This is a genomic window from Cellulophaga algicola DSM 14237, from assembly GCF_000186265.1.
Lineage (GTDB): Bacteria > Bacteroidota > Bacteroidia > Flavobacteriales > Flavobacteriaceae > Cellulophaga > Cellulophaga algicola.
In genome coordinates this window covers 4,349,463-4,364,555 of sequence record NC_014934.1, presented here as the reverse complement: position 1 = coordinate 4,364,555, position 15,093 = coordinate 4,349,463, and the positions used below count along the sequence as shown (strand labels likewise).

Genomic DNA, 15,093 nt, shown 5'->3' with positions numbered 1-15,093 from the left:
ATTTACTTTGTAGGAAATTACATAATAAATATTTAACGATTAGCTGATATAATGTTGATTTTCAATTGATGATAACTTTAAGGTTTCTGTTTTAATTTTGTAAAAACGAGAAGATTTGAAAAAGAGAAAAGTTGACGTAGTCGTAATTTCAGATGTACATTTAGGTACATATGGTTGTCATGCCGATGAATTAATTTCATATTTAAGCAGTATACAGCCAAAGAAACTTATATTAAATGGAGATATTATTGATATCTGGCAGTTTAGTAAGCGGTATTTTCCTCCCTCTCATTTAAAAGTTTTAAAAAAGATTATAGGTATGGCTTCTAACGGTGTTGAAGTTACCTATATAACTGGAAATCATGATGAAATGCTTCGTAAGTTTAGTGATACTTCAATAGGCTATGTGAGTATTGTAGATAAGCTTGTCTTGGATTTAAACGGCAAGAAGACCTGGTTTTTTCATGGCGATGTCTTTGATGCTTCTATCCAGAACGCAAAATGGTTAGCCAAGTTGGGAGGCTATGGTTATGACTTTCTAATTTTGATAAACAGAATCATGAATTGGTGTTTGACGAAAATGGGAAGAGAAAAATATTCCTTGTCTAAACGAATTAAAAATAGCGTAAAGGGGGCTATTAAATACATAAACGATTTTGAAAAAACAGCAGCAGATTTAGCTATTGAGAATGGATATGACTATGTGGTTTGCGGGCATATTCATCAACCCAAAAAAGAACTATACGAAAATAAAAACGGACAATGCATTTATCTTAATTCTGGAGATTGGGTAGAAAACCTTACTGCTTTAGAATATTCTTTTAAAAGATGGAAAGTCTACCATTATAATAATGATAAACTCTCCCCTTTTTTTGCGGATGAAGAATTAAAACAATTAGATATCAATGAACTAATAGCTTCTATTACCTTTAAGGAGGATAGAGAAAAAGGTTCTTCCTCACTTGAAGAAAGTTCCTTAGAGTAAAGCTTCTTTTAAAATGGTAATGGGGTGCTTTGCTTGTCTTTTTGTACCATCATGTATTTGATGACGACAACTTGTGCCATTAGCAGATATGATAGTGTCTTCTGATGATTTGCGTACGGCAGGGAATAATTTTAATTCTCCAATCTGCATGCTTACCTCATAATGTCCTTTTTCATAACCGAAAGATCCTGCCATACCACAACAACCAGAAGTTATTATTGAAACTTCATAGTTTTTAGGAAGGTTTAAAATATCAAAAGTTACTTTCTGATTCGATAATGATTTTTGATGGCAATGACTGTGTATTTTAACTTTTTTTGCTTCTGTAGTAAATAGATCAGCACGTAGTGCTCCTGCTGTTATTTCATTAGCTAAAAATTCTTCAATTAGATAACAATTCGCTGCAATTTTGGCAGTTGTATCTTTATCAGAAGAAAAACGTTTATATTCATCTCGGAAGGTCAAAACAGCGGAAGGCTCTAAGCCTATCACTGGAATATTTTTATCTGCAAATATTTTTAGTGCCGGAATGTTTTTTAAAGCAAGCTTTTTTGCTTGTTTTAAAAAGCCTTTAGAAATATAAGTTCTTCCGCTTTCCGCATAAAATAATTGAATGTCATAGCCTAGTTTAGTAAGTACCTCAATAGCATCTTTACCTAAGGTTATATCCATATAATTCGTAAATTCATCAATATATAAAACAACACTTTTTTTAGTTATAGTGTTTTGATTTTTAAATAGTTGAAGGTGTTTATCGAAATTGAAATTATATACTTTAGGCATACTGCGTTCTTTGGCAACTCCTGCAGAACTTTTTAATAAACCGCCAAAGAAACTGGAGTCATAAATGAAATTTGTCAAGCCTGAAACTTTGCTTCCTAATTTATTTAATTTTGTATTATATGCAAATAGTTTGCCGCGTAATGGGTATCCGTTTGCTTCTTGGTATTGGTATAAGAATTCCGTTTTTAGAGTGGCTACATCAACGTTACTCGGGCATTCGCTGGCGCATGCCTTACAGCTTAAGCATAAATCAAATGCCTCTTTTAATTCTTTCTGATTAAACTTATTTGGCGCTTCAGAGGTAGTTAAGAATTCTCTTAATGCATTAGCTCTACCTCTAGTGGTATCTTTTTCGTTTTTAGTAGCGTGATAACTCGGGCACATCCCTCCTGCACTGTGGTGTGTTTTTCTACAATCCCCACTCCCGTTACATTTTTCAGCTGCTTTTAAAATCCCTTCACTATCAGAAAAATCTAAAAGAGTTTTAATCTCAGGCTCTTTTCTATCAATATCATAGCGTAGGGATTCATCCATAGGGAATGCATCAACTATTTTGCCTGGATTAAATATATTGGTAGGGTCAAAGTATGTTTTTATGCGCTTTAATAGTTGGTAGTTTTTATCTCCAATCATTAGTGGGATAAATTCGGCTCTAACAATACCGTCTCCATGCTCACCGCTAAAAGAACCTTTGTATTTTTTTGTAAGCTTAGCAACGTCTGTGGTAATCGCTCTGAAAAGGTGAACATCATCAGATTTTTTTAAATTAAGAATAGGGCGTAAATGTAATTCTCCAGCTCCGGCATGTGCGTAGTATACAGCGTTTTGCTTGTAACCTGCCATAATCTGTGTAAATTCTCCTATAAAATCTTTCAAATCTTCTACGGCAACCGCGGTATCTTCAATACACGCCACAGCTTTTTTATCACCGACGATATTTCCTAGTAAACCTAGTCCGGCTTTACGCAATTCTGACGCCATCTTACCTTCTGCTGCATTTAAAATAGGATTAGCATAGCTTAATCCGGATGTAGTAATTGTTTCTAATAAGGCATCAATTTGGTGTTTTAAATCTTCTTCAGTATCAGATTTTACTTCTAACGTTAATAACGCCGCAGGATCCCCAGCAACAAAAAATCTATTTTTAGAGTGTTCTCTATTGTTTTTAGTGCAATCAAGAATGGTCCTATCCATCATCTCACAAGTGTGCAAATTGTGTTGCATTGCAGGAGCAACATCACTTAGACAATCTTCAAGACTGCGGTAATGCGTTACGACCATCGCAGATAGTTTAGGGGGTAATGGCGTTAATTGTAAAGTTATTTCAGTGGTAAAAGCTAAAGTTCCTTCACTTCCGCTTAATAATTCACAAACATTAATGAGTTCATTTTTTCCACCAAATATGTTGCTTTTGAGCAATTCATCTATGGCATAGCCTGTATTTCTTCTATGAATTTGTGGTTTAGGAAATTCTCTTATAATTTCTTCTTGAGTTTCTTTGTTGGAAAGTTCCTTATGAAGGTTTTTATAGATCGTTCCTTCAAAGGTATTTAATTGAGTTTTGGCTTGAAATTCTTCTGTCGTTAATGCTTTAAATTCTGCCTCTTCCCCATTAGATAAAATTGTTTTTAAACTAGCGGTATATTCTCTTGTAACTCCATATCGTATAGAGGTGGTTCCAGAGGAGTTGTTTCCAACCATTCCGCCAATCATACAACGGTTTGCTGTAGAGGTGTTAGGACCAAAAAAAAGTCCAAAAGGCTCTAAGTAAGTGTTTAGTTCATCACGTATAACTCCTGGTTGTACAGTGACTTGCATTTTTTCTTTATCAACAGAGATAATTTTAGTAAAATGTACAGAAACGTCTACTATAATACCATCACCAACACATTGTCCTGCTAATGACGTACCAGCAGTTCTTGGTATTAATCCAATAGTATTTTCTTTGGCAAAAAGAATTAATTTTTTAAGATCAGCAATGCTTTTAGGAAAAGCTACTGCTAACGGTGTTTTCCTATATACAGATGCGTCTGTGGAGTATAATACTTTTGTAAGTTTATCTATTCTTAATTCTCCTTCTAAACTTTCTTTGAGTTTGTGTAATGCTGCAGTTTCCAATCTAAAAATAATTTGAATGCTAAATTAAGTTTTTATTAACTACAGAACGCAAGTAAAGTCCTATTTTTGGTGTTAATTTTTAAATAAAAAGGAATGAAATTGTTAAAAATAACCCTGATTGCCCTGTTGGTTTTCCCTATGTTTATGAGTGCTCAAAGTATGTCTGACCATACTATTGGTTTACGATTAGGCGATAGTGATGGTTTGGGTGCAGAAATATCGTACCAAAAATCATTAAGCACAAGTAACCGTTTAGAAGTTAATTTAGGATTTAGGGATAGTCGCGCTTATGATGCTTTTAAAATATCTGGGTTGTACGAATGGGTACTGCCGTTAGATGGTGATTTTAATTGGTATTATGGTGTTGGAGGTGGTTTAGGTAATGTTAATTTTGAACGTAGAGTTTCTGAAAATAATCCTAATGGAGAGGAAGTAGACGGCGGACTTTTTGTTTTCGCTGCGGGAAATATTGGAGTGGAATATAATTTTGATTTCCCTCTAGTAATTTCATTGGATATGCGCCCTGAAATAGGCCTTTTGGGCTATAGTGAATTTTCTGATAATTTTGATTTTGATATAGGATTAGGGATAAGATATCAATTCTAAAAAAAAAATAATAAAGCTAAGAATATGAATGTATTAGATAGTCTTTTTTTTTAATAACAATATATAATTACATTTGCGATAATTAAATTTAAAACTTATAATGAAAAAAATAATATTAGGATTATTTACCACAGCCCTGTTAGTATCTTGTAATAGTAATCCTGACGGATTTTCTATTGAAGCAAAAGTAGATGGTGCTATAGAAAACGGAACCAAAGTTTACCTTAAGAGAATAAACGAAGTAAACCAACCAATAGATGTGGATACCACTACTGTTGAGAATGGTAAATTTATTTTTACAGGTAAAGTAGATTCTTTAGACTTACAGTATATTTTTATTGATAAGCTTCAAGGGAACATTCCAGTGATGATAGAAAAAGGAACTATTGATGTTGCATTCCAAAAAGATAGTTTAGGTTTTGCTAAAGTAGAAGGAACAGAGCAAAATGAATTGTTTAGTAAGTTTTTAGATAATAGCAGATCTTTTTCTAAGCGTGCTATGTCTATGCGTGATGACTTTGAAAAAGCTAGAGCTTCTGGAGATGTTGCTACACAAGAAGCTTTACAGGCAGAAAGCAATGAAATGCAAGAACAAGCTAAAGATTTTGAGCTTACGTACATAAAAGAGAACCCGAATGCATTTGTTTCGGTACTAATTTTAGAGCGTATCCTTATGAGTAAAGGTTTAGCGGAAGATGAAATATCTAAAATTTATGAAGCTTTAACACCAGAAATGAAAGCAACTGCTCCTGCAAAAAGAGTTAAGAAACAATTAGATCTTACTAAAAATACGGCTATAGGATCTAAAGCTCCAGATTTCTCTGCTCCTACTCCTGATGGGAAACAATTAGCATTAAAAGATGCTTTAGGAAAAATTACAATTGTTGATTTCTGGGCTGGATGGTGTAGACCTTGTAGAGCAGAAAATCCTAATTTAGTGCGTGTTTACAATAAATATAAAGATAGCGGACTTAGTATCTTAGGGGTTTCTTTAGATAAAAATAAAGAAGAATGGACTGGTGCTATAGCTGCAGATAGCTTAGCTTGGAACCATGTCTCTAATGTAAAGTATTTTGATGAAATTGCTAAATTATACAATGTAAGAGCTATTCCTGCAATGTTTATTTTAGACGAGAACGGTGTAATTATTGCGAAAGATTTAAGAGGGCCAGAATTAGAGAGCAAGATTGCTGAGCTAATGGGGAACATCTAAAGCTATAAATTTATATCTAAAAAAACCCAATTTGAAATTCAAATTGGGTTTTTTTTATATGTTTTTTTTAAAATTTATTCAAGAGATCATTGTATTCACCAGTTACTTCTGCCGTTTCGGCTTTAGTTACATTACCCGTAATATATACTCTAGAACTTGAGCCAAGGAATTCTAAAGTAGCTCCATCTTCAAGAATTAAATCTCCATAAATAGCTAAATCACCCTCAATTCTTAAGGTGGCATTACTACCCACAGTAATATTTTTTTTATTTCTGTTGTTTCCAACATAAATAGCCCCTTTCATTTCAAATAAACTATTGGCATCTAATGTAATATCATTACTCACAGTCCAAGTTCCACATAACAATAATTCTCCAGCTACATTTATTTTATTCAATCGTTTAGAGCCTTGGTAAGCTATAATTTCATTAGTAGCAACTACTAGATTAGAGCTACCTCTGTAAGATGTTAAATCTTCACATTTGGTTTCTAAGCTTTGGTTTGGTTTGTTCATTTTAATAATTTGCAAACCAGCTGTTCCTGAAGCTGCAAAAATATAATCACCTTTAGATGCTACGAAGTTAATAGAACCCTCTAAATCTATAATCCCCACTGGTGATGTGCTATTAGATGATTCTTCTGATAACGAAAGCCCTGCGCCACCGTTAGCCATTAAAATAGCATTTTCGTTAACTGCAACAGCATTAGTTACGTTGTCTGTAGCATCTGAACCTTCAGGGTTAATTAAAATTGAAATGTATTCTATGAATGCTCCAGAAGTTGCATTATAAATCCCTGCTCCTTTAGATCCTTCAGATACATATATTTTGTCTTGAGAGAAGTCTAAAGTTCTTTTTGCAGCAATTCCAAAATCAGAAGAAATGGCAATTTCTTTGATAAGAGAAAAGTTCGTATCAAAAATTGAAACCCCTTTGCTAGCATCTAAAACCGCAATGTTATTATTTACAGTAGTTACAGAGCGTAAATCTGTTAATGGGGTCTCATTCATTAGCGTTACACTATTTTTATCGTAAACGGCTAAAACGCCATCTTTACCGCTAGTTACATAGATGCTGTTTCCATCTATGGCAATATCGGTACCAATAAATCCTTCTTGAAAACCATAGGTAATTCCGCTATTCACATCTATTTTTCCATTCGTAGCGGGTATTTTAGCCACAAAGGAATTGGTGCTTGCAGCTACAGATTTTTCTGAATCTACACCACCTACAATATAAATGTATCCATTATCGTATGCTATTGCATTAATATCTGCATTGGTGTAATATAATCTAGATGTAATTTGTGGACTATAAGGATTGCTAACATCTATAGCGTCTATAGCACCAACATAATCAGATGCTACTGTATTGTAAGATACATAAGCAATATCATCTACAATATTTACATGTGTTGCTGTTAAGTTTTCCCCACCAGGAAAACTAGGTGGTGTAATTTGTGCTATCAATGAAAGTGGGTAATCACCAGCGACAGGATCTGCGTCTTTGCTCGTTTTTCCAGATAGTTCTTCTTCACTTGAAATATCTAAAACACCAGCATTCTCATAACTAATGCTTTTATTTAAAAAATCTTGATTGTCTTGTACACTTACATTACTTTGTTCATCTTCATAAACTGTTGTTTTTTCAGAACATGATGCAAATAAAACTAGCATAAAAGCTAGTATTGGGGAAACTTTTTTCATAATTAAGTAGATTGAATAAGAGTTTGGGTTCTCTATTAACGACGAAATTAGGGAAATATGTTTCTGAACTACATGATTTTCGATGAATGGTAAGCTTTCGTTAAGTGATTGGTTAAGAAATACCGATTAAATTAAATCTTTCCTAATTTTTGAAGTATAAATAACGCGATAATAGGAATGGCTAATAATCCTACCATTAAAGGGTTTATTTCCAGTAGACTAGGTAGTAGTATTAAGGTGGTAACATAGCCTCCAATTGCACCTCCAAAATGTGCCGTATGGCCAATGTTCCCTAACCTACTTTTCATACCATAAATTGAATACAAGAGATAACCTATTCCGAAAACATATGCAGGTACGGGTATAGGAATAAACATAATGCCTAGTTGCATGGTTGGTTGTAACAAAATAGCTGCATATAAAATACCTGTAACCGCACCACTTGCACCTACAGCGGTGTAATAATCTTCATTTTTATGAAAAACCATTGAAAGTAAACTTCCTGCTAATAAACTAATACTATAAATTATAACAAACTTTACAGTACCTAGCCATTCAATAACTACAGGAGCAAAAAAATATAAGGTAAACATGTTAAAAAACAGATGCGAAAAATCTACATGTAAAAAGCCAGAAGTAAACATGCGGTCTTTTTGTCCCGATTTAATCGCTCCAACACTAAACTTATACCGATCAAAAAAATTAGTATCATTAAAACCTTTAATAGATACTAGTAAATTTATGGCAACAATGCCTACAGTAACTAAATCAAAATTATCCATATAATCAAACGTTCTGTTTGCCTTCAAATATAACTATATTTGCGCTATAATTATTGGCATGCAGTTATTAGTATTTATTATAGTTTACCCAATACTTTGGTTTATTTCAAAATTACCTTACAAACCTTTTTATTGGCTTTCAGATTTTGTTTTTTTTCTTGTGTATACCATCTTTGGATACCGGAAAAAAGTAGTGTATTCAAATCTAAAACTTGTTTTTCCTGAAAAAGATGAAAAAGAGCTTTTAAAAATTCAACGTAAATTTTATAGTCATTTGATAGACACTTTCATGGAAATGATTAAAACTATGGAACTATCTAAAGCAGAAGTAAAGAAAAGATATGATGTCGTAAACCTTGAGGTCTTAAGAGATATTGAAAAAAATAAGAGCGTATTAATCGTCTGTTCACATTATGCTAATTGGGAGTGGAATGTGAGTATTAATAACTACGTGGAATCAGAAGGGTACGCTGTTTATCAGAAAATAGCAAATAAATACTTTGATCAATGGATTAGGAAAGTAAGAGCACGTTGGAATACTACTTTAATTACACAGGAGGAAACCGTAAAAACAGTGGTAAGAAATGTTCGTGATAATGTCAGAAGTGCATACGGCATGGTGAGTGATCAATCTCCCCAAGTACACCGAGCTCCATATTGGACAGAGTTTATGGGAATTAAAGTTCCTGTATTTAGCGGTGCAGAAACTATGGCGCGAAAAATGGATTTAGCGGTAGTTTTTCTAAAAGTGTCCAAGGTAAAAAGAGGCTATTATAAAGCAGAATTTATTCCGATTACCACAGCAGGAAAATCTACTAAGGAACATGAAATTACAGATACATTTCTTCGCTTAACAGAAGAACAAATAAGAGAACGACCAGAGTATTATTTATGGACACACCGTCGCTGGAAACACCGGAACAAGGCGGATCAACATTAAAAAAAAGGAGCAATTTTCAATGAAAATTGCTCCTTTTTATATGGTCAGTTATACATTTTACAATCTAGCTATTTCTTTTATTTCTCCGATAATTTTATCGGCTAAAGCATCTGCTTCTAATTGTGACTTTGCTTCCGTATAGATTCTAATAATTGGTTCTGTATTCGATTTTCGTAAATGAACCCAATTTTCTGCAAAATCAATCTTTACACCATCAATAGTCGTTATATCTTCATTCTTGTATTTATCGGCCATAGACACTAAAATACCATCAACATCTAAACCTGGTGTCAATTGTATTTTTTTCTTGCTCATAAAGTAAGACGGGTAGCTAGCTCTTAATTCCGCAACAGTACCTCCTTTTTCGGCCATCAACATTAAAAATAATGCAGTACCTACTAAGGAATCACGCCCGTAGTGACTTTCCGGATAAATGATTCCTCCATTACCTTCACCACCAATCACGGCGTTATTGGCTTTCATTTTGGTAACTACATTTACTTCTCCAACAGCTGCAGCTTCATAGGTGCCACCGTGCTTTTGAGTAATATCTCTCAGGGCTCTAGACGAGGATAAGTTAGATACTGTATTCCCTTTTGTTTTTCCTAAAACATAATCAGCACAAGCAACAAGTGTATATTCTTCTCCGAACATTTCACCATCATTACTAATAAATGCCAAACGATCTACATCAGGATCAACTACAATTCCGAAATCGGCTTTTTCTTTAAGTACTAAAGCGCAAATATCTCCTAAATGTTCTTTAAGAGGTTCTGGGTTATGAGGAAAATGACCAGTAGGATTACAATACAATTCTATCACTTCTACTCCTAATTCTTTTAATAGTTTAGGAATAGCAATACCACCAGTAGAATTTACACCATCTACAACTACTTTAAATTTAGCCGCTCTAATAACATCGGCATCTACTAAAGGAAGGTCTAGCACTTCATCAATATGAATATCTATGTAAGCATCATTCCTTGTAATTTCACCTAAGTCATCTACTTCAGAAAAATTAAAATCTTCTTTTTCTGCAATTTCTAAGATTTTAGCACCTTGCGCCGCATCTAAAAATTCCCCTTTCTCATTGAGTAATTTTAAAGCATTCCATTGTTTTGGATTGTGACTTGCTGTTAAAATAATACCGCCATCTGCATCTTCTAAAGGAACAGCAATTTCTACAGTCGGTGTAGTAGATAAATCTAAATCAATAACATCTATTCCTAAACCTATCAATGTAGAAACCACAATATTCTGGATCATTTCTCCAGAAATACGCGCATCTCTCCCAACAACCACTTTTAATTTATCTTTCTTAGAATATTCTTTCAACCAAATACCATAGGCTGCTGCAAACTTTACCGCGTCAATGGGTGTTAAGTTATCTCCTGGTTTTCCTCCAATAGTACCACGTATTCCTGAAATAGATTTGATTAGTGTCATAGTTTTTCTAAAAGTTTTTACAAATATAAAGGGTTCAGGTTAAATGCTACAGTTCTTATTTGTAAATTCGATAGGAATAGTTTTTCTTCGGTCTATGAATTTTTTAGCACATATTTATCTTTCTTTTGATGATAAAGAAATAACTCTTGGTAATTTTATTGCGGATAGTATTCGTGGTAATAAATATAAACACTTGCCAGAACGGGTTCAAAAGGGTATAAAACTCCATCGGTTTATTGATACGTTTACAGATGCACACCCTACTGTTAGGCAAAGTACAAAGCGATTGCACGAAAACTATAGTCATTATAGTGGTATTATCGTTGATATTTTCTATGATCATTTTTTAGCTAAAAATTGGAGTACCTATTCTGAGGTTCCATTAGAGGTCTTTGTAGATAATTTCTATGATCTTTTAGAAGATAATTATGAAATTCTTCCTGACTCCACCAAGCATATGATGCCGTATATGATTGCTGATAATTGGATTTTTAATTACTCAAAACTAGAGGGCATTGGTAGGGTATTAACAGGAATGAATAGAAGAACAAAAAACAAGTCTAAAATGAATTTTGCTATTCTAGATTTAGAAGAGCATTATGATGAATTTGAAAAAGAATTTACCACTTTTTTTGAGGAATTAATTGCTTTTTCAAAGCAGAAATATATTTCGCTCTAAGAACCCTAAATTAAGCTTTTCAAAAAACCACAAACCATGATGAAGAATTTCAGTTATTTGTTTTTACTGGTATTACTATGTATTAACTGTAAAAATCAAGCAGCTCCCACTGGTGTAGTAACAGAGAAAGCAATGGTGGTTTCTGCGCGAGAAGAAGCGTCTAAAATAGGGTCTGATATTATGGCAAAAGGGGGGAATGCTTTTGATGCTATGATTGGTACGCAATTAGCGCTTGCTGTAGCTTATCCTAGAGCTGGAAATATTGCTGGTGGCGGATTTATGGTATATAGAACAGCTGATGGAGGAATAGGTTCTTTAGATTTTAGAGAGAAAGCACCAAAATCTGCTCATAGAGATATGTATTTAGATTCTTTAGGAGATGTTATTCCAGATATGAGTACGTTAGGCGCAACAGCAATCGGAGTACCAGGCTCTGTTGCAGGTATTCTAGCAGTCCACCAAAAGTTTGGAAAACTACCTTTAAAAGATATTTTTGAACCCGTAATTGCAATGGCAGAAAATGGTGTGGTCGTTACGGCTAAACAAGCAGAAATGCTAGATAATTATCGGGAAACATTTATTAAAATAAATAGCGATAGCACCAAATTTGCAACTGTATATAAAGAAGGAGAGCTTATAAAATACCCAAAACTAGCAAGTACGTTACGCACGATTGTTACAAAAGGAAAAGACGGATTCTATAAAGGGGAAATAGCACAGAAACTAGCAAGTTTTATTCAAGCAAATGGTGGTTTTGTAACTGAGCAAGATTTAGCGAGTTATGAAGTTGTATGGCGCCAACCTGTAGTATTTAAGTACAAAGACTTAAAAATTATTTCCATGAGTCCGCCTAGTAGTGGTGGTGTTACTATGAATCAGATTTTTAAAATGATTGAGCCTTATGATATGGCATCCTTCGGACATAATTCTGAGAAAACCATTCAGTTATTTACAGAAGCTTCTCGTCGTGCTTATGCAGATAGAAATTATTATTTGGGTGATCCTGATTTTGTTAAAATTCCACTAGACGTATTATTGAAAGATAGTTATTTGGAAGACCGCATGTCTAATTTTTCATTTGAAAAAGCAACCAAATCAGATGCTGTATCACATGGTAAAGTGGCTATTGTAGAAAGTATGGAAACTACCCACTACTCCATTATTGATGCGGAAGGAAATGCTGTTTCTGTAACCACGACCTTAAACGGAAATTTTGGCTCTAAATTATACTGTGATGAGCTCGGCTTCTTTTTGAATAATGAGATGGACGATTTTAGCTCTAAAGCAGGTATTCCCAATATGTTTGGTCTTATTGGAGCTGAAGCAAATAATATTCAACCAGAAAAGAGAATGTTAAGTAGTATGACTCCTACTATTGTAGAAAAAGACGGTAAACTTTGGATGGTGTTAGGTACGCCTGGAGGTTCTACAATTATCACAGCTGTGGCAGAAACCATATTAAATGCCTATGAATTTGACATGAGCATGCAAGATGCCGTAAACGCTCCAAGGTTTCATCACCAGTGGCTGCCAGATATTTTAACCTTTGAACCAGAAGGATTTTCTACAGAGTTAAAAACATCGCTTAAAGCAAAGGGCTATTTGATTAATGAAGAACGCACCCCCATTATAGGAAAGGTAGATGCAATTAGAGTACTTGCAGATGGTAGCTTGGAAGGTGGAGCGGATAAAAGAGGTGATGATACCGCTGTAGGGTTTTAAATTTATATATGAAGAGATTATTGAAAGGAATTTTAAAGGCGATCCTAGTACTATTAGGGTTAATGATAGCAGTATTTGCTATAGTATATTTTGTGTATAATGAAAAGGTTCCGGTAGGTGAAAATCCTCAAGAGGCTGATGCTTTAGCTTATAAGATGCTTAATGCGATAAATCAAAAAGCATATGAAGATACACGCTACTTAGAGTGGTCTTTTGCAGGTGGTGGTCATAGGTATAAATGGGATAAACAGAAAGGTCTTGTAGTTGTAAAATGGGATAATTATAGTGTAAATCTTAACTTAAATGATACCTATTTGAGTGAAGTAACTAAAAACAATGCTGAAGTTACCGCTAAAGAGGCTAGAGATACCTTCCATATTGCTTGGGAGTATTTTAATAATGATTCGTTTTGGTTAGTAGCTCCTTTTAAAGTTTTTGATGAAGGAACTACACGCAGTTTGGTCACCTTAGAAGACGGTTCACAGGGATTAATGATTTCTTATAATTCTGGTGGTAGTACTCCAGGAGATTCGTATGTATGGAAGTTAAATGAAGAGGGATTTCCTGTAAATTATAAAATGTGGGTAAGCATAATTCCTATTGGTGGTCTAGAAGCTACTTGGGAAGGTTGGAAAACCATGGAAAATGGTGTTTCTTTACCCGCTTCGCATAAAATAGGTCCTATATCATTGAGTATGGGAGAAGTCCGAGCGTATAATTAGATAGCTATGTCAAAAAAAGGAAAAGAAAAGAATACCAAAAATAAGGCAAAACATACCAAGCTGATGAACCGCAAAATCAATAAACAGCGTGATGAGAAAGAAGTTAGAAAACAGCGCCTAAAAGAAATTCAGCAACAAGGAAAAAAGCCAAAGGAATAAGTTAAATAGTACAGAACGAGCTGTCTTTGTAAGCAGGATATAAGCGAAAATGAGCATTTATTTTTGCGTTAAAATAACCATCTAACTGTAGCTATAGGAATAGAAGTTTTAGGTAATTTATGAGCAGTTAAAAAGAAAATAAAATATAAACTATGTTTAAAACGAATACGTATTTTGAGGATAAAGTAATTTCTATTGCCTTTGAGAATGAAGAAGGAAAAGCTACTGTGGGTGTTATGGCTCCAGGAACTTATACGTTTGGAACAACTACGGTAGAATTCATGACCGTAATCTCAGGAAGCATGGAAGTGCAATTAAAAGGAGCATCTGAATGGAAAACATACAACCCATATGAAACCTTTAAAGTTGCGGCAGATAGTTCATTTGATGTTAAAGTTGTATCGGATACATCTTATAAATGTGTTTATAAGTAAGTTTTTTTTACACTATAGAAAGTAACTAATGACACAAGAATTATATCAAGAAGCAATTAAGTTTGCTGATGAAAAACATAGGGAACAAAAAGTTCCAGGAACAAACTCCAATTATATAGTCCACATTTCAAATGTTGCTATGGAAGTACTAATGGCTTATAATTTTGATAAAAACTTTGACATCAATTTTGCAATTCAGGTGGCTATATTACACGATACCCTTGAAGATACGAGTGCTGAATTTGAAGAGATAAAAATCAAGTTTGGAGCGTCAGTAGCAAAAGCTGTTTTAGCGTTAACCAAGGACGAAACTATTCAACAAAAACGAGACAGAATGGTAGATAGTTTAAACCGAATCAATAAACTAGAAAAAGAGGTAGGATTGGTTAAGATAGCAGACAGAATCACTAATTTACAATGTCCGCCAAACTATTGGGATAAAGATAAAATTAAAAATTATTGTATCGAAGCTAAGTTAATTTCAACGATGCTGAAAGGAAAAAATACGTATCTCCACAATCGTCTCGATTCTAAAATACTTGCTTACGAAGCTAGAATTGAAGCCTTGTAAGCAACCAAAGATTTTACTGTTTTGCTAACTGATGTATACTATTTTTAATGTTATTTTAATAAGCACAAATCTTTATAGATCGATTATTTTTTAAAATTAAAATAATATTAATTCTTAAAACAAATTAATAAAGAAATACGTCTTTCTATATTAATTTATAATTTAAAAACCCAACAGTAAGAGTATTTGAGATTTACTCAAAAATGAGCAAAATTTGAAGTAGAAATT

14 protein-coding genes are annotated in these 15,093 nt (G+C 33.7%); 10 read left to right on the top strand and 4 right to left on the bottom strand.

All coding sequences use genetic code 11. From position 1 onward, the window contains the following. Window positions 1–115 precede the first annotated feature (115 nt). Window positions 116–985 (top strand): UDP-2,3-diacylglucosamine diphosphatase, encoded by an 870-nt coding sequence (locus CELAL_RS18955; RefSeq protein WP_013552506.1) that lies wholly within the window; start codon window positions 116–118, stop codon window positions 983–985. On the opposite strand, the gene CELAL_RS18950 is transcribed toward CELAL_RS18955, so the two are convergent. Next, the gene (locus tag CELAL_RS18950) at window positions 977–3,886 is read right to left on the bottom strand and encodes an FAD-binding and (Fe-S)-binding domain-containing protein (RefSeq protein WP_013552505.1); all 2,910 of its coding nucleotides are present in this window, start codon (window positions 3,884–3,886) and stop codon (window positions 977–979) included. The two genes, CELAL_RS18955 and CELAL_RS18950, sit on opposite strands and share 9 nt — an antisense overlap. Window positions 3,887–3,979: 93 nt before the next feature. On the opposite strand from CELAL_RS18950, the gene CELAL_RS18945 reads away from it, so the two are divergent. Both CELAL_RS18945 and CELAL_RS18940 read left to right on the top strand, forming a co-directional pair. After that, window positions 3,980–4,492: a hypothetical protein gene (locus CELAL_RS18945; RefSeq protein WP_013552504.1), complete on the top strand. Its 513-nt coding sequence runs from the start codon at window positions 3,980–3,982 to the stop codon at window positions 4,490–4,492. 100 nt (window positions 4,493–4,592) lie between these two features. Next, window positions 4,593–5,705, top strand: coding sequence for a TlpA disulfide reductase family protein (locus tag CELAL_RS18940; RefSeq protein WP_013552503.1), 1,113 nt, complete (start codon window positions 4,593–4,595; stop codon window positions 5,703–5,705). A 67-nt stretch (window positions 5,706–5,772) separates the two neighbouring features. On the opposite strand, the gene CELAL_RS18935 is transcribed toward CELAL_RS18940, so the two are convergent. Then, window positions 5,773–7,410, bottom strand: a complete 1,638-nt coding sequence (locus CELAL_RS18935) for an LVIVD repeat-containing protein (protein ID WP_013552502.1) — start codon at window positions 7,408–7,410, stop codon at window positions 5,773–5,775. Between the two features lie 131 nt (window positions 7,411–7,541). Beyond that, a complete protein-coding gene (locus tag CELAL_RS18930) occupies window positions 7,542–8,192 on the bottom strand; it encodes a rhomboid family intramembrane serine protease (RefSeq protein ID WP_013552501.1) in 651 nt (216 codons plus the stop codon). 58 nt (window positions 8,193–8,250) lie between these two features. Here CELAL_RS18930 and CELAL_RS18925 point away from each other — a divergent pair, with 58 nt between their 5' ends. Next, window positions 8,251–9,132, top strand: coding sequence for a lysophospholipid acyltransferase family protein (locus CELAL_RS18925; protein WP_013552500.1), 882 nt, complete (start codon window positions 8,251–8,253; stop codon window positions 9,130–9,132). Between the two features lie 57 nt (window positions 9,133–9,189). Here CELAL_RS18925 and glmM read toward each other — a convergent pair whose 3' ends face one another. Beyond that, window positions 9,190–10,578 carry a phosphoglucosamine mutase gene (glmM, locus tag CELAL_RS18920; RefSeq protein ID WP_013552499.1) on the bottom strand — a complete coding sequence of 463 codons (1,389 nt, stop codon included), beginning with the start codon at window positions 10,576–10,578 and terminating at the stop codon, window positions 9,190–9,192. Between the two features lie 94 nt (window positions 10,579–10,672). Here glmM and CELAL_RS18915 point away from each other — a divergent pair, with 94 nt between their 5' ends. From CELAL_RS18915 to CELAL_RS18895, 6 genes are all read left to right on the top strand, one after another. Further along, window positions 10,673–11,257 (top strand): acyl carrier protein phosphodiesterase, encoded by a 585-nt coding sequence (locus tag CELAL_RS18915; RefSeq protein ID WP_041557817.1) that lies wholly within the window; start codon window positions 10,673–10,675, stop codon window positions 11,255–11,257. Window positions 11,258–11,293: 36 nt separating this feature from the next. Next, complete coding sequence (ggt, locus tag CELAL_RS18910; RefSeq protein ID WP_013552497.1) at window positions 11,294–12,979, top strand: gamma-glutamyltransferase; 1,686 nt, start codon at window positions 11,294–11,296, stop codon at window positions 12,977–12,979. 8 nt (window positions 12,980–12,987) lie between these two features. Next, the gene (locus CELAL_RS18905) at window positions 12,988–13,701 is read left to right on the top strand and encodes a hypothetical protein (RefSeq protein WP_013552496.1); all 714 of its coding nucleotides are present in this window, start codon (window positions 12,988–12,990) and stop codon (window positions 13,699–13,701) included. A 6-nt stretch (window positions 13,702–13,707) separates the two neighbouring features. Continuing rightward, the gene (locus tag CELAL_RS22425; RefSeq protein WP_013552495.1) at window positions 13,708–13,860 is read left to right on the top strand and encodes a hypothetical protein; all 153 of its coding nucleotides are present in this window, start codon (window positions 13,708–13,710) and stop codon (window positions 13,858–13,860) included. A 152-nt stretch (window positions 13,861–14,012) separates the two neighbouring features. Beyond that, window positions 14,013–14,294: a pyrimidine/purine nucleoside phosphorylase gene (gene ppnP / locus CELAL_RS18900; RefSeq protein WP_013552494.1), complete on the top strand. Its 282-nt coding sequence runs from the start codon at window positions 14,013–14,015 to the stop codon at window positions 14,292–14,294. Window positions 14,295–14,322: 28 nt separating this feature from the next. Continuing rightward, entirely contained in the window at window positions 14,323–14,865 is a 543-nt protein-coding gene (locus CELAL_RS18895) for an HD domain-containing protein (protein WP_013552493.1), read from the top strand. Window positions 14,866–15,093: the final 228 nt, after the last annotated feature.